The organism is Pseudomonas sp. TE31087 (assembly GCF_057284075.1).
Genome location: NZ_JBXVNN010000001.1, coordinates 4,406,146 through 4,427,256, shown reverse-complemented (window position 1 = coordinate 4,427,256; position 21,111 = coordinate 4,406,146). Strand labels below are relative to the sequence as shown.

General features: G+C 64.9%; 18 protein-coding genes and 2 pseudogenes. 13 read left to right on the top strand and 7 right to left on the bottom strand.

The genetic code is table 11. From position 1 onward, the window contains the following. The first annotated feature begins 262 nt into the window (after positions 1-262). Positions 263-1,852, top strand: coding sequence for an ABC transporter substrate-binding protein (locus ACZ899_RS20005; RefSeq protein WP_234562096.1), 1,590 nt, complete (start codon positions 263-265; stop codon positions 1,850-1,852). Positions 1,853-1,946: 94 nt separating this feature from the next. Here ACZ899_RS20005 and radC read toward each other — a convergent pair whose 3' ends face one another. Further along, the gene (gene radC / locus ACZ899_RS20000) at positions 1,947-2,627 is read right to left on the bottom strand and encodes a RadC family protein (RefSeq protein WP_234562099.1); all 681 of its coding nucleotides are present in this window, start codon (positions 2,625-2,627) and stop codon (positions 1,947-1,949) included. 127 nt (positions 2,628-2,754) lie between these two features. Between radC and coaBC the strand changes: the two genes are divergently transcribed. The 4 genes and pseudogenes from coaBC to argB all read left to right on the top strand — a co-directional run bounded on the left by coaBC (position 2,755) and on the right by argB (position 6,871). After that, positions 2,755-3,966, top strand: a complete 1,212-nt coding sequence (gene coaBC / locus ACZ899_RS19995; protein WP_203649404.1) for a bifunctional phosphopantothenoylcysteine decarboxylase/phosphopantothenate--cysteine ligase CoaBC — start codon at positions 2,755-2,757, stop codon at positions 3,964-3,966. 5 nt (positions 3,967-3,971) lie between these two features. After that, positions 3,972-4,427: a dUTP diphosphatase gene (gene dut, locus ACZ899_RS19990; protein ID WP_050707525.1), complete on the top strand. Its 456-nt coding sequence runs from the start codon at positions 3,972-3,974 to the stop codon at positions 4,425-4,427. A 134-nt stretch (positions 4,428-4,561) separates the two neighbouring features. Further along, positions 4,562-5,935 (top strand): annotated as a pseudogene (locus tag ACZ899_RS19985) (phosphomannomutase/phosphoglucomutase); the annotation flags it as partial. A 30-nt stretch (positions 5,936-5,965) separates the two neighbouring features. Continuing rightward, positions 5,966-6,871: an acetylglutamate kinase gene (argB, locus tag ACZ899_RS19980; RefSeq protein WP_028689938.1), complete on the top strand. Its 906-nt coding sequence runs from the start codon at positions 5,966-5,968 to the stop codon at positions 6,869-6,871. A gap of 179 nt (positions 6,872-7,050) precedes the next feature. On the opposite strand, the gene pyrE is transcribed toward argB, so the two are convergent. Continuing rightward, complete coding sequence (gene pyrE, locus ACZ899_RS19975) at positions 7,051-7,692, bottom strand: orotate phosphoribosyltransferase (RefSeq protein ID WP_011536401.1); 642 nt, start codon at positions 7,690-7,692, stop codon at positions 7,051-7,053. Between the two features lie 80 nt (positions 7,693-7,772). Between pyrE and ACZ899_RS19970 the strand changes: the two genes are divergently transcribed. Then, positions 7,773-8,552 (top strand): exodeoxyribonuclease III, encoded by a 780-nt coding sequence (locus tag ACZ899_RS19970; protein WP_203649402.1) that lies wholly within the window; start codon positions 7,773-7,775, stop codon positions 8,550-8,552. A gap of 61 nt (positions 8,553-8,613) precedes the next feature. On the opposite strand, the gene rph is transcribed toward ACZ899_RS19970, so the two are convergent. Continuing rightward, complete coding sequence (gene rph / locus ACZ899_RS19965; RefSeq protein WP_009681991.1) at positions 8,614-9,336, bottom strand: ribonuclease PH; 723 nt, start codon at positions 9,334-9,336, stop codon at positions 8,614-8,616. Positions 9,337-9,560: 224 nt separating this feature from the next. Here rph and ACZ899_RS19960 point away from each other — a divergent pair, with 224 nt between their 5' ends. Both ACZ899_RS19960 and gmk read left to right on the top strand, forming a co-directional pair. Next, on the top strand, positions 9,561-10,424 hold the full coding sequence (locus tag ACZ899_RS19960) for a YicC/YloC family endoribonuclease (protein ID WP_186712300.1): 864 nt from the start codon (positions 9,561-9,563) through the stop codon (positions 10,422-10,424). Positions 10,425-10,437: 13 nt separating this feature from the next. Then, a complete protein-coding gene (gene gmk, locus ACZ899_RS19955; protein ID WP_234562101.1) occupies positions 10,438-11,058 on the top strand; it encodes a guanylate kinase in 621 nt (206 codons plus the stop codon). A 134-nt stretch (positions 11,059-11,192) separates the two neighbouring features. Here the strand turns inward: gmk and ACZ899_RS19950 are convergent, their stop codons facing one another. The 3 genes from ACZ899_RS19950 to ACZ899_RS19940 all read right to left on the bottom strand — a co-directional run bounded on the left by ACZ899_RS19950 (position 11,193) and on the right by ACZ899_RS19940 (position 15,007). Beyond that, positions 11,193-12,734: an APC family permease gene (locus tag ACZ899_RS19950; RefSeq protein ID WP_203649391.1), complete on the bottom strand. Its 1,542-nt coding sequence runs from the start codon at positions 12,732-12,734 to the stop codon at positions 11,193-11,195. Between the two features lie 112 nt (positions 12,735-12,846). After that, on the bottom strand, positions 12,847-13,620 hold the full coding sequence (locus tag ACZ899_RS19945; RefSeq protein WP_203649389.1) for a gamma-glutamyl-gamma-aminobutyrate hydrolase family protein: 774 nt from the start codon (positions 13,618-13,620) through the stop codon (positions 12,847-12,849). 4 nt (positions 13,621-13,624) lie between these two features. Next, positions 13,625-15,007: a glutamine synthetase family protein gene (locus tag ACZ899_RS19940; protein WP_203649387.1), complete on the bottom strand. Its 1,383-nt coding sequence runs from the start codon at positions 15,005-15,007 to the stop codon at positions 13,625-13,627. A gap of 208 nt (positions 15,008-15,215) precedes the next feature. On the opposite strand from ACZ899_RS19940, the gene ACZ899_RS19935 reads away from it, so the two are divergent. The 5 genes and pseudogenes from ACZ899_RS19935 (at position 15,216) to ACZ899_RS19915 (ending at position 19,991) form a co-directional block, all read left to right on the top strand. Then, positions 15,216-16,091, top strand: a complete 876-nt coding sequence (locus tag ACZ899_RS19935) for a LysR family transcriptional regulator (protein ID WP_203649385.1) — start codon at positions 15,216-15,218, stop codon at positions 16,089-16,091. 278 nt (positions 16,092-16,369) lie between these two features. Further along, on the top strand, positions 16,370-16,633 hold the full coding sequence (rpoZ, locus tag ACZ899_RS19930; protein WP_008091595.1) for a DNA-directed RNA polymerase subunit omega: 264 nt from the start codon (positions 16,370-16,372) through the stop codon (positions 16,631-16,633). Between the two features lie 59 nt (positions 16,634-16,692). Continuing rightward, a pseudogene (spoT, locus tag ACZ899_RS19925) lies at positions 16,693-18,802 on the top strand (bifunctional GTP diphosphokinase/guanosine-3',5'-bis pyrophosphate 3'-pyrophosphohydrolase). Between the two features lie 23 nt (positions 18,803-18,825). Continuing rightward, complete coding sequence (locus ACZ899_RS19920; RefSeq protein WP_028689951.1) at positions 18,826-19,206, top strand: RidA family protein; 381 nt, start codon at positions 18,826-18,828, stop codon at positions 19,204-19,206. 59 nt (positions 19,207-19,265) lie between these two features. Next, positions 19,266-19,991: a hypothetical protein gene (locus ACZ899_RS19915; protein WP_234562103.1), complete on the top strand. Its 726-nt coding sequence runs from the start codon at positions 19,266-19,268 to the stop codon at positions 19,989-19,991. Positions 19,992-20,064: 73 nt separating this feature from the next. On the opposite strand, the gene ACZ899_RS19910 is transcribed toward ACZ899_RS19915, so the two are convergent. Further along, positions 20,065-20,922, bottom strand: coding sequence for an SDR family oxidoreductase (locus ACZ899_RS19910; protein WP_234562217.1), 858 nt, complete (start codon positions 20,920-20,922; stop codon positions 20,065-20,067). Between the last annotated feature and the right edge of the window lie 189 nt (positions 20,923-21,111).

Sequence of the window (21,111 nt, the reverse complement as noted above, 5' to 3'; positions counted from 1 at the left end):
CCGGATTCGCTGATGCGACAGGCCGAGCCCCTAGAAAAGAGCGCTGCTTTATACCAGAAAGACTACGCCGCAACAACAGAAAGTGAGCATCCACGTGCTGCAAATTGCGGGGGAGCAGCATAACGACTCGCCCGCCGCACTGTCGACCGCTCGTCGCCAAGCGCCTGAAAAAGAAGGTGGTCATTTCGTGTAGCGCGCACTAGGGTAGGGCCATTTCCAGACTGCACCGGCAGATGGGCCACCGACCAGCCAAGGAGCCACCATGCGTGCCGCCGCCCTTTCCTTGTTTTTCACCGCCCTGTGCGCCGCCGGCCTGGCCCAGGCCGCACCGCTGTCGGTGTGCACCGAAGCCAGCCCGGAGGGCTTCGATGTGGTGCAGTACAACTCGCTGACCACCACCAATGCTTCGGCTGATGTGCTGATGAACCGCCTGGTCGAGTTCGACGCCGGCCTCGGCAAGGTGGTGCCGAGCCTGGCCGAAGGCTGGTCGGTATCGCCCGATGGCCTGATCTACGACTTCAAGCTGCGCCAGGGCGTGCAGTTCCACACCACGGCGTACTTCAAGCCGAGCCGCGAGCTGGACGCCGACGACGTGCTGTTCAGCTTCCAGCGCATGCTCTACCCCGCCCACGCCTGGCACAAGACCGCCCCGGGCGGCTACCCGCACGCCCAGTCGCTGCAACTGGGCAGCCTGATCAAGGCGATCGACGCCCCTGATCCGCACACCGTGCGCTTCACCCTGACCCACGCCGACGCCACCTTCCTGGCCACCCTGAGCATGGGCTTCGCCTCGATCTACTCCGCCGAGTACGCCGACAAGCTGCTCAAGGCCGGCACCCCGGACAAGCTCAACAGCCAGCCGGTGGGTACCGGGCCGTTCGTCTTCCAGCGCTTCCAGAAGGACGCCGTGGTGCGCTACCGCGCCAACCCCGACTACTTCGCCAGCAAACCGTCCGTCGACCCGCTGATCTACGCCATCACCCCGGACGCCAACGTACGCCTGCAGAAGCTCAAGCGCGGCGAGTGCCAGGTGGCCCTGTCGCCCAAGCCGCTGGACATCGCCGAAGCCGGCAAGGACGGCAACCTCAAGGTGGTCACCACGCCAGCGTTCATGACCGCCTTCGTCGCCATCAACAGCCAGCACCCGCCACTGGACAAGCCTGAGGTGCGCCAGGCGATCAACCTGGCCTTCGACAAGGCCGCCTACCTGAAGGCGGTGTTCGAAGACACCGCCACCGCCGCCAACGGCCCCTACCCGCCGAACACCTGGAGCTACGCCAAGGACCTGCCCGGCTATGCCCAGGACCAGAAGAAGGCCAAGGCGTTGCTGGCCAAGGCTGGCTTGGCCAAGGGTTTCGAGACCACGATCTGGACCCGCCCGGCGGGCAGCCTGCTCAACCCCAACCCCAGCCTCGGCGCACAGATGCTCCAGGCGGACCTGGCCAAGGTCGGCATCAAGGCCGAGATCCGCACCATCGAATGGGGCGAGTTGATCCGCCGCGCCAAGGCCGGCGAGCACGACCTGCTGTTCATGGGCTGGGCCGGTGATAATGGCGACCCGGACAACTTCCTCAGCCCGCAGTTTGCCTGCGCGGCGGTCAAGTCCGGGACCAACTTCGCGCGCTTCTGCGACAGCCGCCTGGACCAACTGATCAATGCCGGACGCACCACCAACGACCAGAGCGTGCGCAGTCGCCTGTACCAGCAGGCGCAGACGCTGATCCAGCAGCAGGCGCTGTGGCTGCCGCTGGCGCATCCGACGGCGGCGGCGCTGCTGCACAAAGGGGTCGAGGGTTATCAGGTGAGCCCGTTCGGGCGGCAGGACTTCAGCAAGGTCTCCGTCAGCCGTTGAGGCCTTTTCGCGGGTAAACCCGCTCCCACAGGTTACGCGCAAATCCTGTGGGAGCGGGTTTACCCGCGAAGAGGCCGGTGCAGCTTGCCCACGACTAACCCGCCAACCACCCATGCTCGAGCATCGACAGCGGCTCGCCATCACCGACGATGACATGGTCCATCACCCGCACATCGATCAGCGCCAGCGAGCGCTTGAGCATCAGCGTCAGATGCACGTCATCCTGGCTCGGCTCGCAATTGCCCGACGGATGGTTATGGCAGAGGATCAGTGCCGCCGCGTTGTGCAGCAATGACCGGCGCACGACCTCGCGTGGGTAGATGCTCGCGCGGTCGATGGTGCCGCGGAACAGTATCTCGAACGCCAACGGTCGATGCTTGGTATCCAGGAACAGGCAGCCGAACACCTCGCTGGACTCGTGCCGCAGCATGGACTTGAGATAACGCCTCACCGAGGCCGGGCTCTCCAGGACCGAGGCACGCTCGATGTGTTCGTCCAGATAGCGCCTGCCGATCTCCAGCAATGCCTGCAACTGCGCATACCGCACCGGCCCAAGGCCTGGCTCGCGCAGCACCTTGGTCCGGTCCGCCTCGAGAAACTGCCGAAGCCCGCCGAACTTCGCCAGCAGGCCACGGGCGAGATCGAGCACATTGCGCCCGGCAACCCCCGAGCCCAGCAGCACGGCCAGCAATTCCGCGTCCGAAAGAATCGACGCCCCGCGCTGCAACAGCTTCTCCCTCGGCCGCTCCTCAGCCGGCCACTCCCTGATGTTCATTTCCCCTCCTCGCCTGCCACTACGGCCCATTTGGGCGCTGTGTTAATCTAGTTCGCTTCGAAAATGCGACGATCTGCCGCAGGCAGCTATCGTCGCCACCCGCTTTCACTGGAATAAGGCAAGGCCTATGCAGCGGTTGTATCGCAAGCGCATCGTTCTCGGCGTGGGTGGCGGCATCGCCGCCTACAAGAGCGCCGAGCTGATTCGCCGACTCCTGGAACACGGCGCGCAGGTGCGCGTGGTCATGACCCGTGGTGGCGCCGAGTTCATCACCCCGCTCACGCTGCAGGCGCTGTCCGGCCACCCGGTACACATGGACCTGCTCGACCCCGCCGCCGAAGCGGCCATGGGCCATATCGAGCTGGCCAAGTGGGCCGACCTGGTGCTGATCGCCCCGGCCACCGCCGACCTGATGGCGCGCATGGCCCAAGGCATGGCCGACGACCTGCTGACCACCCTGGTGCTGGCCACCGACGCCACCGTGGCCGTCGCCCCGGCGATGAACCAGGCCATGTGGCGCGACCCGGCCACCCAGGCCAACCTCGAGCTGCTCAAAAGTCGCGGCATCCAGGTGTTCGGCCCGGCCTCCGGTAGCCAGGCCTGTGGCGACGTCGGCCTCGGCCGCATGCTCGAAGCCACGGACCTGGCCTGGTGCGCCGCCGAGAGCTTCAAGCGCCAGGCCCTGACCGGCAAGCATGTGCTGATCACCGCCGGTCCGACGCAAGAGAACATCGACCCGGTGCGCTACATCACCAACCATAGCTCAGGGAAAATGGGCTTCGCCCTGGCCGAGGCCGCCGCCGAAGCCGGGGCCCGGGTGACCCTCGTCACCGGCCCGGTGCACCTGCAGACGCCCGACCGGGTCAACCGCATCGACGTGGTCAGCGCGCGGGACATGCTCGCGGCCTGCGAGGCGGCCATGCCCTGCGACCTGTTCATCGCCTCGGCCGCGGTCGCAGACTACCGCCCGGAAGTCGTCGCCCCACAGAAGCTCAAGAAGGATCCCACCACAGGCGACGGCATGCTGCTGCAGATGGTGCGCAATCCCGATATCCTTGCGACCATTGCCGGTCGGCCTGATCGCCCGTTCAGCGTGGGCTTCGCCGCCGAGACCGAGCACCTGCTCGACTACGCCACGCGCAAGCTCAAGGACAAGAACCTCGACCTGATCGTCGCCAATGATGTGGCCAACCCCAGCATCGGCTTCAACAGCGAGGAGAACGCCCTGACCGTGATCGACCGCCAGCAGCACCAGACCCTCTTCGCGCAGACCAGCAAGGGCAAGATCGCCCGCCAGCTGGTTGCCTTCATCGCCGAACGGCTCAACCAGGTTCAATAAGTTACATGCACGCTCTTCAAGCCAAGATCCTCGACCCACGCCTGGGCACCGAATTCCCCCTTCCGCAGTACGCCACCCCCGGCTCCGCCGGCCTGGACCTGCGCGCCCTGCTCAAGGAGGACACCGTCCTCGAGCCGGGCCAGACCCTGCTGATTCCCACCGGCCTGTCGGTGTACATCGGCGACCCGGGCCTGGCGGCCATGATCCTGCCGCGCTCGGGCCTGGGCCATAAGCACGGCATCGTGCTGGGCAACCTGGTCGGCCTGATCGACTCGGACTACCAGGGCGAGCTGATGGTTTCCTGCTGGAACCGCGGCAATACGCCGTTCACCATCACCGTCGGCGAGCGCATCGCCCAGCTGATCCTGGTGCCGGTGGTGCAGGCGCACTTCGACATCGTCGAGCAGTTCGACGAGACCCAGCGCGGTGCCGGCGGCTTCGGGCACTCCGGCACCCGCTGAGCCGACAGCAGACCGCTCGGGCCATGGATGGCGAACTCTCTGGCGAAACCGCCGTCCAAGCGTTCAGTTTGCGCTTGCCCAGAAGCCTTTGACTTATGGAGTCCCCAGAGATGAACGACATGGCCCAGCTGGTCCCCGCACTGCCCGACAGCATCTTCCGCGCCTATGACATCCGTGGTGTGGTTGGCAAGACCTTGCATGCCGAGACCGCCTACTGGATCGGTCGCGCCATCGGCGCCCAGACCCTCGCCCAGGGCGAGCCACAGATTTCGGTCGGCCGTGATGGCCGCCTGTCCGGCCCGATGCTGGTCGAGCAACTGATCAAGGGCCTGGCCGACGCCGGTTGCCAGGTCAGCGATGTCGGCCTGGTACCCACTCCGGCGCTGTACTACGCCGCCAACGTGCTGGCCGGCAAGTCGGGGGTGATGCTCACCGGCAGTCACAACCCGTCGGACTACAACGGTTTCAAGATCGTCATCGCCGGCGACACCCTGGCCAATGAACAGATCCAGGCCCTGCTGACGCGCCTGAAGACCAACGACCTGACCCGCGGCGAAGGCCGTGTGGAAAAAGTCGAGATCCTCGACCGCTACTTCCAGCAGATCACCGCCGACGTGAAGCTGGCCAAGCGCCTGAAGGTGGTGGTCGACTGCGGCAACGGCGCCGCCGGCGTGGTCGCCCCGCAACTGATCGAGGCCCTGGGCTGCGACGTCATCCCGCTGTTCTGCGAGGTCGACGGTAACTTCCCCAACCATCACCCGGACCCGGGCAAGCCCGAGAACCTGGAAGACCTGATCGCCAAGGTGAAAGAGACCGGTGCCGACATCGGCCTGGCCTTCGACGGCGACGGCGACCGCGTCGGCGTGGTGACCAACACCGGTAGCATCGTCTATCCCGACCGCCTGCTGATGCTGTTCGCCCAGGACGTGCTGTCGCGCAACCCGGGCGCCGAGATCATCTTCGACGTCAAGTGCACCCGCCGCCTGACCCCGCTGATCGAGCAGCACGGTGGCCGTGCGCTGATGTGGAAGACCGGCCACTCGCTGATCAAGAAGAAGATGAAGCAGACCGGATCGCTGCTGGCCGGCGAGATGAGCGGACACATCTTCATCAAGGAACGCTGGTACGGTTTCGACGACGGCATCTACAGCGCCGCGCGCCTGCTGGAGATCCTCAGCAAGGCCGGGCAGGACGCCGAAAGCCTGTTCGCCGCGTTCCCCAATGATATTTCCACGCCGGAAATCAACATTGATGTGACCGACGAGGGTAAATTCAGCATCATTGATGCACTGCAACGCGACGCCGACTGGGGCGAAGCCAACCTGACCACCATCGACGGTGTGCGGGTCGACTATCCCCACGGCTGGGGCCTGGTCCGCGCCTCCAACACCACGCCGGTGCTGGTGCTGCGCTTCGAGGCCGACAGCGCGGCAGAGCTCGACCGAATCAAGGCTGTATTCCGCACGCAGTTGCTGCGGGTCCAACCCGGCCTGCAACTGCCGTTCTGACGACTATACGTTCCTTACCTGGAGCCCTGCATGACCCTCGATCGCGATGCCGCTTCCCATGTAGCCGAGGTTTTGTCCGAAGCACTGCCTTACATCCGCCGCTTCGTCGGCAAGACCCTGGTGATCAAGTACGGCGGCAACGCGATGGAGAGCGAGGAGCTCAAGACCGGCTTCGCCCGTGACATCGTGCTGATGAAGGCCGTGGGCATCAACCCGGTGGTGGTGCACGGCGGCGGGCCGCAAATCGGCGACCTGCTCAAGCGCCTGTCGATCGACAGCCACTTCATCGACGGCATGCGCGTCACCGACGCGGCGACCATGGACGTGGTGGAAATGGTCCTGGGCGGCCAGGTGAACAAGGACATCGTCAACCTGATCAACCGCCACGGCGGCAGCGCTATCGGCCTGACCGGCAAGGACGCGGAGCTGATCCGCGCCAAGAAGCTGACCGTCACCCGTCAGACCCCGGAGATGACCACCCCGGAAATCATCGACATCGGCCATGTCGGCGAGGTCGTGAGCGTCAACACCGACCTGCTGAACATGCTGGTCAAAGGCGACTTCATTCCAGTGATCGCACCGATCGGCGTGGGCGCCAACGGCGAGTCGTACAACATCAACGCCGACCTGGTGGCCGGCAAGGTGGCCGAGGCGCTGAAAGCCGAGAAGCTGATGCTGCTGACCAACATCGCCGGCCTGATGGACAAGCAGGGCGAGGTCCTCACCGGCCTGACCACCGAGCAGGTCAACGAACTGATCGCCGACGGCACCATCTACGGCGGCATGCTGCCTAAGATCAAATGCGCGCTGGACGCAGTCCAGGGCGGCGTCAACAGCTCGCACATCATCGACGGCCGCGTGCCGAATGCGGTGCTGCTGGAGATCTTCACCGACAGCGGCGTGGGCACCCTGATCACCAACCGCAAGCCACGCTGAGTGATCGGTTAGCCTGTTCTGGCCTCTTCGCGGGTAAACCCGCTCCCACAGGGATAGCACCGCCTTTGAGGGCTGTGGCGATCCTGTGGGAGCGGGTTCACCCGCGAAAGGGCCGGAACAGGCGACACAAAAAAGGCGACCTTCACAAGAAGGTCGCCTTTTTCATTTCCAGGCCAGGATCAGATCCCGTACTGCGCCCGATACGCCTCTACAGCCGGCAGGTGCTGCTTGAGCTGCGGATCGTCAGCCAGGAACTCCAGCACCTGGGTCAGCGAAACGATGCTGACCACCGGGATACCGAAGTCGCGTTCCACTTCCTGGATCGCCGACAGCTCGCCATTGCCACGCTCTTCGCGGTTCAGCGCGATCAGCACGCCGGCGGCCTTGGCCTGCTGGGCGTTGATGATCTGCATGACCTCGCGGATGGCGGTACCGGCAGTGATCACGTCGTCGATGATCAGCACGTCACCGGCCAGCGGGGCGCCGACCAGGCTGCCGCCCTCGCCGTGATCCTTGGCCTCTTTGCGGTTGAAGCACCACGGCACGTCGAGCTGGTGCTGTTCGGCCAGGGCCACGGCAGTGGCCGCCGCCAGGGGAATGCCCTTGTAGGCCGGGCCGAACAGCACGTCGAAGGGGATCTTGCTGTCGACGATGGCCGCCGCGTAGCAACGCCCCAGCTGGGCCAGCGCGGAACCTGTGTTGAACAGGCCGGCATTGAAGAAGTACGGGCTGGTACGCCCCGATTTCAGAGTGAACTCACCGAAGCGCAGAACGCCGCGATCGATGGCAAAACGGATGAAGTCGCGCTGATACGGCTGCATGAAAGGTCCCGGACACCACGGATTTAGCTAAATGTGTTGAGCTCGGGTATCATACACGCACGAGATTTTTGGGGCCATTTATGCGGATCATCAGTGTGAACGTAAATGGCATTCAGGCTGCGGCCGAGCGTGGATTGCTCAGCTGGCTGCAAGCCCAGAATGCCGACGTCATCTGCCTTCAGGATACCCGCGCCTCGGCCTTTGAACTCGACGACCCAGCTTTCCAGCTCGATGGCTATTTCCTTTACGCCTGCGACGCGGAGGTGCCCACCCAAGGTGGCGTGGCACTGTACTCGCGCATGCAGCCCAAGGCAGTCATCACCGGCCTGGGCTTCGAGACAGCCGACCGCTACGGGCGTTATCTGCAAGCAGATTTCGACAAAGTCAGTATTGCCAGCCTGCTGCTGCCTTCGGGCATGAACGGCGACGAAGACTTGAACCAGAAGTTCAAGTTGATGGACGACTTCGCCAAGTACCTGGACAAGCAGCGTCGCAAGCGTCGCGAATACATCTACTGCGGCTCGTTCTACGTGGCGCAGCAGAAGCTCGACATCAAGAACTGGCGCGACAGCCAGCAGTCGGTCGGCTTCCTGCCGCCGGAACGCGCCTGGATGGACGCCATCGTCGGCGACATGGGCTATGTCGACGCCCTGCGCGAAGTCAGCCGTGAAGGCGACCAGTACAGCTGGTGGCCGGACAACGAGCAGGCCGAGATGCTCAACCTGGGTTACCGGTTCGACTACCAGATCCTCACCCCAGGCCTGCGCCGCTTCGTGCGCAACGCCCGTCTGCCGCGCCAGCCGCGCTTCTCCCAGCATGCGCCGCTGATCGTGGACTACGACTGGACGCTGACCATCTGAGTGCTGTCCAGACACGAAAAAGCCGACATTGATGTCGGCTTTTTCGTGTCTACAGGAACAGTCAGTCAGCCAATGCGGCCTGCTGCAGTTCGAAGATCTCGGTCATGCCCTTCTGCGCCAGCGCCAGCATGGCGTTGAAGTCTTCAGGCTGGAACGGCGCGCCTTCGGCGGTGCCCTGCACTTCGATGAAGCCACCGGCGCTGGTCATGACCACGTTCAGGTCGGTCTCGGCGGCGGAGTCCTCGAGGTAGTCGAGGTCGAGCACGGCCTCGCCCTGGTACATGCCCACCGACACTGCGGCGATCATGTGCTTGAGCGGGTTGCCGCCCTTGAGGCCGCCACGCTTCTTGATCACCGCCAGGGCGTCGCACAGGGCGACCATGGCGCCGGTGATCGAGGCGGTACGGGTACCGCCGTCGGCCTGGATCACGTCGCAGTCGACGTACAGGGTGATGTCGCCGAGCTTGCTCATGTCCAGCGCGGCGCGCAGGGAGCGGCCGATCAGGCGCTGGATTTCGAGGGTGCGGCCACCTTGCTTGCCGCGGCTGGCCTCACGCTGGTTACGCTCGCCGGTCGAACGCGGCAGCATGCCGTATTCGGCGGTGAGCCAGCCTTGGCCCTGACCTTTGAGGAAGCGGGGAACACCATTCTCGACGCTGACCGTGCAGATGACCTTGGTGTCACCGAACTCGACCAGTACCGATCCCTCGGCGTGCTTGGTGTAGTTGCGGGTAATGCGGATCGAGCGGAGCTGATCGGCGGCGCGACCACTTGGACGTTTCATCTGGGATACCTGTACCGGGACTTTGAATCTGCCGAGCATTATAGAGCCCGCCGCCCGCCGAAGGCACGCCTGTCGTCGTACCCGCGCAGCCTGTCGCCTTTTCCGACAGGCCAGAAGAGGGTCGGTAGCATGGGTGGATTGGGCGCCCGGGCCGCACTGCGCTACAATCCTGCGCCTTGCAGCCGACAGGCTCCCCGTTCACCTGAATACGCGAGGTACTCCCCATGGTGCATAGCATGACCGCTTTTGCTCGTGTCGAGCGCGCTGGCAGCCAAGGCACCCTGGTCTGGGAGCTGCGCTCGGTCAACCACCGCTATCTCGAACCCCACCTGCGCCTGCCCGAAGCGCTGCGCGACCTCGAAGGCGCGGTACGCGAGGGCCTGCGCCAGGGCCTGTCCCGCGGCAAGGTCGAGTGCACCTTGCGCCTGAGCGAGGACAACGCCGGCAAGCCGTTGCAGGTCGACCGCGAGCGCGCCGCGCAGCTGGTGGCCGCCGCCGAGACCGTCGCCGGCCTGATCAAGCAGCCAGCGCCGCTCAACCCGCTGGAAGTGCTGGCCTGGCCAGGCGTGCTGGTGGCCGACGCCAGCGACCCGCAGGCGCTCAATGCCGAAGCCATTGCCCTGTTCGACGAGGCGCTGGCCGAACTCAAGGCGGGCCGTGAGCGCGAAGGCGCCGAGCTGGCCCGGCTGATCAACGAACGCCTGGACAGCATGGCCGGCGAAGTCGCCACCCTGCGCACCCTGGTGCCGCAGATGCTGGCCGCGCAACGGCAGAAGGTCCTCGATCGCTTCGGCGACATGAAGGCCGAGCTCGATCCGCAGCGCCTGGAGCAGGAAATGGTCCTGCTGGCGCAGAAGAGCGATGTCGCCGAGGAGCTGGACCGCCTCAGCACCCACGTCACCGAGGTGCGCCGGGTGCTCAAGTCCGGCGGCGCCGCCGGCCGGCGCCTGGACTTCCTGATGCAGGAGCTCAACCGCGAAGCCAACACCCTCGGTTCCAAGGCCTTCGACCCGCGCAGCACGCAGGCGGCGGTCAACCTGAAGGTGCTGATCGAACAGATGCGTGAACAAGTACAGAATATCGAGTAAGGCCACCCCCACCATGAACCACAGTAGCGGCACCCTCTACATCGTTTCGGCCCCGTCCGGCGCCGGCAAGACCAGCCTGGTCACGGCCCTGATCAAGGACGACACCAACGTGCGCGTCTCGGTCTCCCACACCACCCGCGCCATGCGTCCGGGCGAGGAGCACGGGGTGAACTACCACTTCGTCGTCCACGAGGAGTTCAAGGCATTGATCGCCCAGGGCGACTTCCTCGAGCACGCCGAAGTGTTCGGCAACTTCTACGGCACGTCGCGCAGCGCGTTGCAGGAAACTCTCGACCAGGGCTTCGACCTGATCCTGGAAATCGACTGGCAAGGCGCCAAGCAGGTGCGCAAGCTGATGCCCGAGGCGCGTTCGATCTTCATCCTGCCGCCAAGCCAGGAGGCCCTGCGCCAACGACTGGATAGTCGAGGCCAGGACAGTGAGGAGATCATTGCCGGACGCATGAAGGAAGCCGTCAGCGAGATGGTGCACTACGACGAATACGAGTACGTCATCATCAACGATGACTTCGACGTGGCGCTGGAAGAGTTGAAAACCGTGTTCAAGGCTAATCGCCTGCTGCTGAAGAAACAGCAACAGCGCCATGGGGCGCTGCTGGAACAACTGATCGGCTGACGATTGCCGGGGCCTCTACGAGGCCCTTTCGCGACACAAGGCCGCTCCTACAGGTACGGTGCAGAACCTGAAAACTGCGCTGTACCTGTGGGAGCGGCCTTGTGTCGCGAAAGGGGCGCAGAGCGCCCCCAGCTTCATTCCTGCAACTGAATGGTCGCCTGCTGACGCAGGGTCGCCCCCAGGAAATACGCCGGCGCCCGCAACCGCGACAGCATCATCAGCACGATCCCCAGTGCCGAGATGATCGCCGCGATCACGAATACCAGCCCCAGCCCGCCCACATGCGAGCCGCTGCCGAAGTCCGGCGAAGCGCTGTCGATCGCCGTGCGCATGAAGATCACCGACAGGATCACCCCGCCCACCAGCGGGCACACGCCGCGCATGAAGAAGTGGCGCACGCTGTCGAACAGGCTGCGGCGGAAGTACCACACGCAGGCGAACGCGGTCAGCGAGTAATAGAAGCAGATCATCATGCCCAGCGCGGTGATGGTGTCCGCCAGCACGTTCTCGCTCAGGGTCCGCATGGTCACGTAGAACAGGCCCGCGGCAATACCGGCGCAGATGGTTGCGTAACGTGGCGTCTGCGAACGCGGGCAGACCGTGGCGAAGCGCTGCGGCACGGCGCCGTAGTAACCCATGGCGAGCAAGGTGCGCGCCGGCGAGACGAAGGTCGACTGCAGCGAGGCGGCGGTGCTGGCCAGCACGGCGATGGACATCAGGATCGCCAGCGGCCCCATGACCGGGCCGGCCAGGTGGGCGAACACGTTCTCCTGGATGCGCGGATTGCCCAGGCCCAGGCCATCCTCGCTGATCCCGGCGAACTGCAGGGTGGCGATGGCGGTGAGCAGGTACAGGCCGAGAATCAGCAGCACGGTCCAGGTGGCGGCCTTGCCGGGCACTTCTTCACTGCCGACCGACTCTTCGCTGACGGTCAGGCACACGTCCCAACCCCAGAAGATGAAGATCGACAACGACAGGCCCGCAGCGAACGCCGAGAACGACTCGACGCCGAACGGGTTGAACCAGGCAAGATCGAATGCCAGCGGCGGCGGCGCGGTGGTCTCGCCGAAGGCGGCGAAGGCGAAGCCGATCAGCACCAGCAGTTGCAAGGCCACCAGGCCGTACTGCACGGTCATGGTGGTGGCCATGCCGCGACAGCAGATCCACACCGCCAGGGCAATGAACACGCAACAGGTGGTGACGTTGACCAACAGGTTGTCCGCCAGTGCCGCCAGCTCCTGGTTGCCGGTGATCTGGGCCAGGAACAGGTAGAAGAAGTCCACCGCCACGCCCGCCAGGTTGGACAGCACGATGGTGGTGGCGACCACCAGCCCCCAGCCGCCGATCCAGCCGATCATCGGGCCAAAAGCCCGGGCCGACCAGGTGAAGGAGGTGCCGCTGTCGGGCTCTGCCGAGTTCAGCTCGCGGTAACCCAGGGCCACCAGCAGCATCGGCAGGAAGCCGACAATGAACACCGCCGGCAGGTGGGCGCCGACTTCGCGCACGGTCGGGCCGAGCGCGCCGGTCAGGGTGTAGACCGGGGCGATGGTGGAAATGCCCAGCACGACGCTGGCCAGCAGGCCGAGGCGGCCCTTGGCCAGGCCCTTGCCGCGCTGGGTGTTGCCCGAGTCGGACGCCACGTCGGGTGGGCGTCCGGCTTCTGTGTAATCGCTCATGAGTATTTGCCGTAACTATTGGAATTGTTGTCACAGACCCGCCGTAGAGGGCCCGCTTCCACTCATTGAAAGCTCGCTTTGGGGGTGAGTCATCCGAGACTTTCGGGTGACGTCAGAATCGCTCCTGGCGCGCACCCTCCCGTGCAGCATGGGCAATGCAGGCCTCGCGGAACGCCTCGAACAGGCGCAGCGAAACCGGGTTTTCGGCGAAACGCCATTCAGGGTGCCACTGCACGCCGACAACAAAGCCCGGCGCATCAGGCATCGACACCGCTTCGATCAGGCCATCCGGGGCCCGTGCTTCGACACGCAGGCCCGGGGCCAGACGGTCGATGCCCTGACTGTGCAGCGAGTTGACCTCGAACCGCGCAGCCAGGCCCAGGCGCTCGAACACCCCACCCGGCTCGATGCCGACAGGGTGACGAGGGCCGTATTGCACCTCCAGGGGTGCGTCCTCAGGTTCACGGTGGTCCAGGTAGCCGGGCAATTCCTGCACCCGCTGGTGCAGGCTGCCGCCAAGGGCCACGTTCAGTTCCTGGAAGCCACGGCAGATGCACAACACCGGCACACCGGCGGCAATGGCCGCCTGCAGCAGCGGCAAGGTCAGGCGGTCACGTGCAAGATCGTGCCGGGTACCTTCCGCGCTGGGGGCGCCATTGTAATGATGCGGCTCGACATTTGAAGGCGAACCGGTAAAAAGAATGCCATCGAGCCGGGCCAGCAGCGCCTGGGTGTCGCTGCCGCCATCACGCGCCGGCAGGATCAGCGGCAGCCCGGCAAAGCCTGCGGCCTCGACATACTTGTCGCCCACCGTGTGCGACGAGTTCTTCCCCACCTGCTGGCGGCAGGCGCTGACACCGATCAAGGGGACCGCAATTGCGCTCATGGGCTTACACCGTGTGCAGGTACCAGTTGTACTCGAGGTCGGAGATCGACACTTCGAATTCGGCCAGCTCGCTCTCCTTGCAGGCCACGAAGATGTCGATGTAGTCCGGGCTGATGTATTGGTTGAGGACTTCACTGTCGTCCAGCGCGCGCAGGGCGTCGCGCAGGTTGTTCGGCAGGCTCTGTTCCAGCTGTTCGTACGAGTTGCCCTCGATCGGCGCGTCCGGCTCGACCTTGTTGGTCAAGCCGTGATGGATGCCGGCGAGGATCGCCGCGAGCATCAGGTACGGGTTGGCGTCGGCGCCGGCCACGCGGTGCTCGATGCGCACGTTCTCGCTGCTGTCGGTCGGCACGCGGACCGCCACGGTGCGGTTGTCCAGACCCCAGCTCGGTGCGTTGGGCACGTAGAACTGGGCGCCGAAGCGGCGGTAGGAGTTGATGTTCGGGCACAGGAAGGCCATCGACGCCGGCATGGTCTCCAATACGCCGCCGATGGCGTGGCGCAGGGTGTCGCTCTGCAGCGGGTCGTCGTTGGCAAAGATGTTCTTGCCGGTCTTCTTGTCCAGCAGCGAGATGTGCACATGCAGGCCGTTGCCCGCCTGGCCCGGATAGGGCTTGGCCATGAAGGTGGAGTCCATCTCATGGTCGTAGGCGACGTTCTTGATCAGGCGCTTGAGCAGGATCGCGTAGTCGCAGGCCTTCATCGGGTCGGCGACGTGGTGCAGGTTGACCTCGAACTGCGCCGGGGCGCTTTCCTTGACGATGGCGTCGGCAGGCAGGCCTTGCTCCTTGGCCGCTTCGAGCATGTCCTGCAGGCAGTCGGCGTATTCGTCGAGGTCGTCGATCAGGTACACCTGGGTCGACTGCGGGCGCTTGCCCGAGATCGGCGAGCGCGGCGGCTGCGGACGGCCGTTGAGGTTGTCCTGGTCGATCAGGTAGAACTCCAGTTCGAACGCGGCGCAGATATCCAGGCCCAGGTCGTCGAACTTGCTCACCACCTGGCGCAGCACCTCGCGCGGGTCGGCGAAGAACGGCGCGCCGTCCAGTTCGTGCATGGTCATCAGCAACTGCGCGGTCGGGCGCTTCTGCCATGGCTCGTCGCAGAGCGTGCCGGGAATCGGGAAACAGATACGGTCGGCGTCGCCTATATCCAGGCCCAGGCCCGTGCTTTCGACGGTCGAGCCGTTGATGTCCAGGGCGAAGAGCGAGGCTGGCAGGTTGATGCCCTTCTCGTACACCTTGTGCAGGCTAGCGCGCTCGATGCGCTTGCCGCGCACCACCCCGTTCATGTCGGAGATCAGCAGGTCGACGTACTGGGTATCCGGATGGGCATCCAGGAACTCATTCATCTCGCGGGAAGAACTGGCGCACGGGGAGACCGACGTCATGGCTGTACATCCTTCGATTTGGAGCGGCGATGTGGGGAACTGCGGATGACGCCTTGGCAGGCGACGATGGTGCTGCTGTTGTTCTTTTAACTGGCCCATCGTGGGGGGCTTGTTGCCGACCGGCTGCATTGATTCCCGGGGGCCGTTCCACTATAAAATGGCCTCAACGCAACAGACATTGGCATTTTGGCAAGCAGAGCGTGCACCGATGCAATATCAGATCAACCATGCAGACCTCTCACTGGTCCTGGCGCTGGAGCGCGGCCGCTCCCTGGCCAAGGCCGCCGAACTGCTCAAGGTCGACGTTTCCACGGTCTTCCGCTCGATCCGCCGGCTGGAATCGGCGCTGGGTACCGCGCTGTTCGTCAAGAGCCGCAAGGGCTACCTGCCCACCGATACCGCCCAGGCCCTGGCCGAGCAGGCCGAGCGCGCCGAACAGGCGCTGGACGCGGCGCGCATCGCCCTGACCAGCGGTGAGCAGGTGGTCAGCGGCACCGTGCGCCTGACCTGCACCGAGGCGGTGCTGCACAGCCTGCTGCTGCCGGCGCTGGCCGAGTTCATGCCCAACTACCCGGCGCTGTCGCTGGAAATGGGCACCTCCAACACCTTCGCCAATCTCAGTCGCCGCGATGCCGACATCGCCCTGCGCCTGACCAACACGCCGCCGGAACACCTGGTGGGCCGCTGCCTGGGCTCGACCTCCTACGTGGTCTGCGGCCTACCGGTGCTGCGCGAGCGCCTGCAGGAGTCCGCCGCCAACGTGCCATGGATCGCCCCCGACGATTCCATGCAGGACCACGCCACGGTGGTCTGGCGTAACCAGCATCACCCGGGGCTGATCCCGCGCTACCAGTGCAGCGGCATGTCGACCATCGCCCAACTGGTGACCACCGGCCTGGGCGTGGCGGCACTGCCCGACTACATGGTCCACGACCTGCCCGGCGTCGAGGCGCTGAGCGGCCCGCTGCCCGGCTGCGACACCCAGTTGTGGCTGCTGACCCGACCCGATTGCCGCGCCCTGCGCTCGGTGCAGACGCTGTTCGAGGAGCTGACCCCGCGCCTGCGCGACGCAATGTTGCGTTAACGCGTCAGGGGCGGTTGTGTCGGCGATGGACGGCACGCTATTGTCGGGCATCGGCGGTTGGCTCCAGTTGTCTGGATCGGCCCTATCGCGGGGCAAGCCCGCTCCCACGTTGCCCGTTTCGGGAACACATTCGTGGGAGCGGGCTTGCCCCGCGATAGAAGCGCCACAGGCACACCCGACAAAACAGCCCTTCCCTATTGGCTGGTGATTTTTTAAACTATCGAGTCCGCCTGCCCATTCTGGGCGCACGCCTACCGCATTTGCTACTGAGGAAGACCATGGCCCGCGTAACTGTTGAAGACTGCCTGGAACACGTGGATAACCGCTTTGAGCTGGTCATGCTCTCGACCAAGCGCGCCCGCCAGCTGGCTACCGGCGGCAAAGAGCCACGCGTTGCGTGGGAAAACGACAAGCCGACCGTCGTCGCCCTGCGTGAAATCGCCGAAGGCATCGTCACGCCAGAGTTCATCGCCGCCGAAGAGATCGTCACCGAGGATCCGGTATTCGCCGCGTTCGAGGACGAGAACAACGAGGCCGTCTGATTGATGCCCAGTCGACACCGTGCGGCGCAAGGCCCTCTTCTTCAGCAAGAGGTGAAACCATGCCGGGTATAGAAGCCCTCGCCGAACGGCTGTCGACTTACCTGGGCCCCGAACAGGTCAACCTGGTTCGCCGGGCCTACTTCTACGCCGAGCAGGCCCACGATGGCCAGCGCCGCCGCAGCGGCGAGCCCTACGTGACCCACCCGCTGGCGGTCGCCAGCATCCTCGCCGACATGCACATGGACCATCAGAGCCTGATGGCGGCCATGCTGCACGACGTGATCGAAGACACCGGCATCGCCAAGGAAGCCTTGAGCCAGCAATTCGGCGAGACCGTCGCCGAGCTGGTCGACGGGGTCAGCAAGCTGACCCAGATGAACTTCGAGACCAAGGCCGAGGCGCAGGCCGAGAACTTCCAGAAGATGGCCATGGCCATGGCCCGCGATATCCGCGTGATCCTGGTCAAGCTGGCCGACCGCCTGCACAACATGCGCACCCTGGAAGTACTGTCCGGCGAAAAACGCCGGCGCATCGCCAAGGAAACCCTCGAAATCTACGCCCCCATCGCCAACCGCCTGGGGATGCACACCGTGCGCGTCGAGTTCGAGGACCTCGGCTTCAAGGCCATGCACCCGATGCGTTCGTCGCTGATCCACCGGGCGGTCAAGAGCGCGCGAGGCAACCGCAAGGAAATCGTCGCCAAGATCGAGACCTCGCTGGCCAACTGCCTGGCCGCCGACGGCATCCAGGGCGAGGTCAGCGGCCGGCAGAAACACCTCTATGGCATCTACAAGAAGATGCGCGGCAAGCGCCGCGCCTTCACCGAGATCATGGACGTGTACGCCTTCCGCATCATCGTCGACAAGGTCGACACCTGCTACCGCGTGCTCGGCGCCGTGCACAACCTGTACAAGCCGCTGCCGGGTCGGTTCAAGGACTACATCGCGATCCCCAAGGCCAATGGCTACCAGTCGTTGCACACCACGCTGTTCGGCATGCACGGCGTGCCCATCGAGATCCAGATCCGCACCCGCGAAATGGAAGAGATGGCCAACAACGGCATCGCCGCGCACTGGCTGTACAAGTCCAACGAGGAAGAGCAGCCCAAGGGCAGCCACGCCCGCGCCCGTCAGTGGGTCAAGGGCATCCTCGAGCTGCAGCAGCGTGCCGGCAACTCGCTGGAATTCATCGAGAGCGTGAAGATCGACCTGTTCCCGGACGAGGTCTACGTCTTCACCCCCAAAGGCCGGATCATGGAGCTGCCCAAGGGCTCCACCGCCGTCGACTTCGCCTACGCGGTGCACACCGACGTTGGCAACAGCTGCATCGCCTGCCGCATCAACCGCCGCCTGGCGCCGCTTTCCGAGCCGCTGCAGAGCGGCTCCACCGTCGAGATCGTCAGCGCACCGGGCGCCCGGCCAAACCCGGCCTGGCTCAACTTCGTGGTCACCGGCAAGGCACGCACGCACATCCGCCACGCCCTCAAGCAGCAGCGTCGCTCCGAGTCCATCAGCCTTGGCGAGCGCCTGCTGAACAAGGTGCTGACCGGCTTCGACAGCAGCCTGGAGAAGATCCCCCAGGAACGCATCCAGTCGATCCTCGCCGAGTACCGCCTGGAACTGCTCGAGGACCTGCTCGAAGACATCGGCCTGGGCAATCGCATGGCCTACGTGGTCGCCCGCCGCCTGTTGTCCGCCGAAGGCGAGCAGCTGCCGGCGCCGGAAGGCCCGCTGGCGATCCGCGGCACCGAGGGTCTGGTGCTCAGCTACGCCAAGTGCTGCACCCCGATCCCGGGCGACCCTATCGTCGGCCATCTGTCGGCCGGCAAGGGCATGGTCGTGCACCTGGAAGACTGCCGCAACATCAGTGAAGTCCGCCACAACCCGGAGAAGTGCCTGCAGCTCTCCTGGGCCAAGGACATCACCGGCGAGTTCAACGTCGAGCTGCGCGTCGAGCTGGAGCACCAGCGCGGCCTGATCGCGCTGCTGGCCAGCAGCGTCAACGCCGCCGACGGCAACATCGAGAAAATCAGCATGGACGAACGCGACGGCCGTATCAGCGTGGTCCAACTGGTGGTCAGCGTGCACGACCGCGTGCACCTGGCCCGTGTGATCAAGAAGCTGCGCGACCTTGACCGGCGTGGTCCGCATCACCCGGATGCGTGCGTAGTCCGCCAACCGCAAGGAGTCATCATGAGCAAGACCGTCATCACCAGCGACAAGGCCCCTGCCGCCATCGGCACCTACTCGCAAGCGATCAAGGCTGGCAACACCGTGTACATGTCGGGCCAGATCCCGCTCGATCCAAAGACCATGGAACTGGTCGAAGGCTTCGAAGCCCAGACCGTCCAGGTGTTCGAGAACCTGAAGTCGGTGGCCGAAGCCGCTGGCGGCTCGTTCAAGGACATCGTCAAGCTGAACATCTTCCTCACCGACCTGAGCCACTTCGCCAAGGTCAACGAAATCATGGGCCGTTACTTCGAACAGCCTTACCCAGCCCGCGCCGCCATCGGCGTAGCCGCGCTGCCGAAGGGTGCCCAGGTCGAAATGGACGCCATCCTGGTCCTCGAGTAATACCCCCGGTGACGGGCGCCACGCCCGTCACCACCCTCTCCTGCCCCAAGGTTTCCCCCATGCGCCACGCATTGCCTCTCGCGCTGGCAGCCCTGCTCCTGGGCGGCTGCGCCAGCCACAAACCCGAAGACTTCAACGGCACCTGGATCAACCAGGCCGCCATCGACGCCGCCCGCAAAGGCACCAGCCTGCGCCAGGCCCTCGACGCCCAGGGCCCGGTGTTCGAATGGAAGATCGACGTCAAGAACCAGCAGGCCAGCTTCAGCAATGGCTTCGAGGCGGCCGACGGGCGTCTGAGCGCCAACGAGAAGGACTGGCAGGTCAGCTTCGAAGGTGGCCTGGTCGAACAGCTCAAGCTCGACGGCGACGAGTTGCTGGCGATCGACCCGTCCGGTCACCAGCAAACCTTCGTGCGCAGCGAAGGCCCACAGAATGCGCCGCTGGGCGGCAGCTTCGAGAAGGCGCTGTACCAGCAGTACCTGGGCGGCGACTGGAAGATCGTCGAAGGCCAGGGCAAGGGCGCCGTGGTGCGCTTCAGCGACACCGGCAACGTCACCGGCCTGCCCGGCCCCGACCGCTTCGCCCTGTGCCTGGCGGGCGACTGCGCGACCATGGGCGATGGCAACGACAGCCTGTGGCTGGAGCGCAACCAGCGCGGCGCGCCGTGGATCTTCAAGCGCGACGGCGACACCCTGGAAATCTTCCAGGCGGTGAACCGCGCCCAGCCGGATGAAATGCCGCAACTGACCGCCGGTGCGCGGCAGTGGGTGCTGGAAAAGGATTAGCCAACATCGCGGGGCAAGCCCGCTCCCACGATATGCGTGGGAGCGGGCTTGCCCCGCGATAGGGCCGGCAGTCTCAACCACGCCCTTGCAGAATGGCCGCATACCCCTCTTTATAGCTCGGGTACTGCGGCACCCATCCCAACGCCCGCGCCCGCGCATTGCTGCAACGCTTGCTGCCGGTGCGCCGCACCCGCTGCTCATCCGACCACTGGGTAACGCCCAGGTATTCACGCAGCCAGGCCACCACCTCGGCCAGCGGCGCAGGGTCGTCATCGACGCCGATATAGCAGTCATCCAGCGCAACACCCCGGGCATCGGCCCGCAGCAGGTGCGCCATCAGGCCGGCGGCATCCTCGGCATGGATGCGATTGCCGTACAACGGTGGCTCCTCGGCCACGCGATAACCCTGGCGCACCTGGCTCAGCAACCACTCGCGCCCCGGACCATAGATGCCGGTCAGGCGCACGATCGTCGCGGGAATGCCGCTGTCCAGCGCCAGCCGCTCGGCCTCGAGCATCACCTTGCCGGAATAGCCCTCGGGCTGCGTGGCTGCCGCTTCGGCAATCCATTCACCGTCCTGCTGCGCATACACGCTGCTGCTGGACACGAACACCAGGCGTCGCGGCCGCTGCCCTTTCGCCACCAGCCATCCCAGCACATGGCGCAAGCCTTCGACATAGGCCGCCTGGTAGCCGGCTTCATCGTGCTGGCTGGCCGCCACGCAATACACCAGGTAATCAGGCCCCTGCTCAGGCCAGGCGCTCGGTATCTGCGGCTCGGCCAGATCGGCGGCGATCGGCCGAACCCCTTCGGGCAGCTGATCGACCGAACGGCGCAAGCCGCTGACCTGCCAGCCTTGAGCAAGCAGTTGGCGGGCCAGGCGGCTGCCCACATCACCGCAACCCACGATCAAAGCTGAAACGTCTGACATACCAAACCTCCTAATGCGAAAGGCACAGGCTATCGGGTTAGCGCGATAAACGGCTATACCAAGGTCAAAAAAAGCAACAGTATTACTTTTGTTAACAAGAATTACTTGCAATAATGGCGACCCTGTCTGTTCTCGGCCTGCTTCGAGGCCTTGAAGAACTCAACCCATTTCTCTTCATCAGGTCCGGCC

Bases quoted from the DNA above. Each gene is read 5' to 3' on its own strand.
- ACZ899_RS20005 (WP_234562096.1), top strand. From the start codon at position 263: ATGCGTGCCGCCGCCCTTTCCTTGTTTTTCACCGCCCTGTGCGCCGCC.
- radC (WP_234562099.1), bottom strand. From the start codon at position 2,627: ATGAACATCAGGGAGTGGCCGGCTGAGGAGCGGCCGAGGGAGAAGCTG.
- coaBC (WP_203649404.1), top strand. From the start codon at position 2,755: ATGCAGCGGTTGTATCGCAAGCGCATCGTTCTCGGCGTGGGTGGCGGC.
- dut (WP_050707525.1), top strand. From the start codon at position 3,972: ATGCACGCTCTTCAAGCCAAGATCCTCGACCCACGCCTGGGCACCGAA.
- argB (WP_028689938.1), top strand. From the start codon at position 5,966: ATGACCCTCGATCGCGATGCCGCTTCCCATGTAGCCGAGGTTTTGTCC.
- pyrE (WP_011536401.1), bottom strand. From the start codon at position 7,692: ATGCAGCCGTATCAGCGCGACTTCATCCGTTTTGCCATCGATCGCGGC.
- ACZ899_RS19970 (WP_203649402.1), top strand. From the start codon at position 7,773: ATGCGGATCATCAGTGTGAACGTAAATGGCATTCAGGCTGCGGCCGAG.
- rph (WP_009681991.1), bottom strand. From the start codon at position 9,336: ATGAAACGTCCAAGTGGTCGCGCCGCCGATCAGCTCCGCTCGATCCGC.
- ACZ899_RS19960 (WP_186712300.1), top strand. From the start codon at position 9,561: ATGGTGCATAGCATGACCGCTTTTGCTCGTGTCGAGCGCGCTGGCAGC.
- gmk (WP_234562101.1), top strand. From the start codon at position 10,438: ATGAACCACAGTAGCGGCACCCTCTACATCGTTTCGGCCCCGTCCGGC.
- ACZ899_RS19950 (WP_203649391.1), bottom strand. From the start codon at position 12,734: ATGAGCGATTACACAGAAGCCGGACGCCCACCCGACGTGGCGTCCGAC.
- ACZ899_RS19945 (WP_203649389.1), bottom strand. From the start codon at position 13,620: ATGAGCGCAATTGCGGTCCCCTTGATCGGTGTCAGCGCCTGCCGCCAG.
- ACZ899_RS19940 (WP_203649387.1), bottom strand. From the start codon at position 15,007: ATGACGTCGGTCTCCCCGTGCGCCAGTTCTTCCCGCGAGATGAATGAG.
- ACZ899_RS19935 (WP_203649385.1), top strand. From the start codon at position 15,216: ATGCAATATCAGATCAACCATGCAGACCTCTCACTGGTCCTGGCGCTG.
- rpoZ (WP_008091595.1), top strand. From the start codon at position 16,370: ATGGCCCGCGTAACTGTTGAAGACTGCCTGGAACACGTGGATAACCGC.
- ACZ899_RS19920 (WP_028689951.1), top strand. From the start codon at position 18,826: ATGAGCAAGACCGTCATCACCAGCGACAAGGCCCCTGCCGCCATCGGC.
- ACZ899_RS19915 (WP_234562103.1), top strand. From the start codon at position 19,266: ATGCGCCACGCATTGCCTCTCGCGCTGGCAGCCCTGCTCCTGGGCGGC.
- ACZ899_RS19910 (WP_234562217.1), bottom strand. From the start codon at position 20,922: ATGTCAGACGTTTCAGCTTTGATCGTGGGTTGCGGTGATGTGGGCAGC.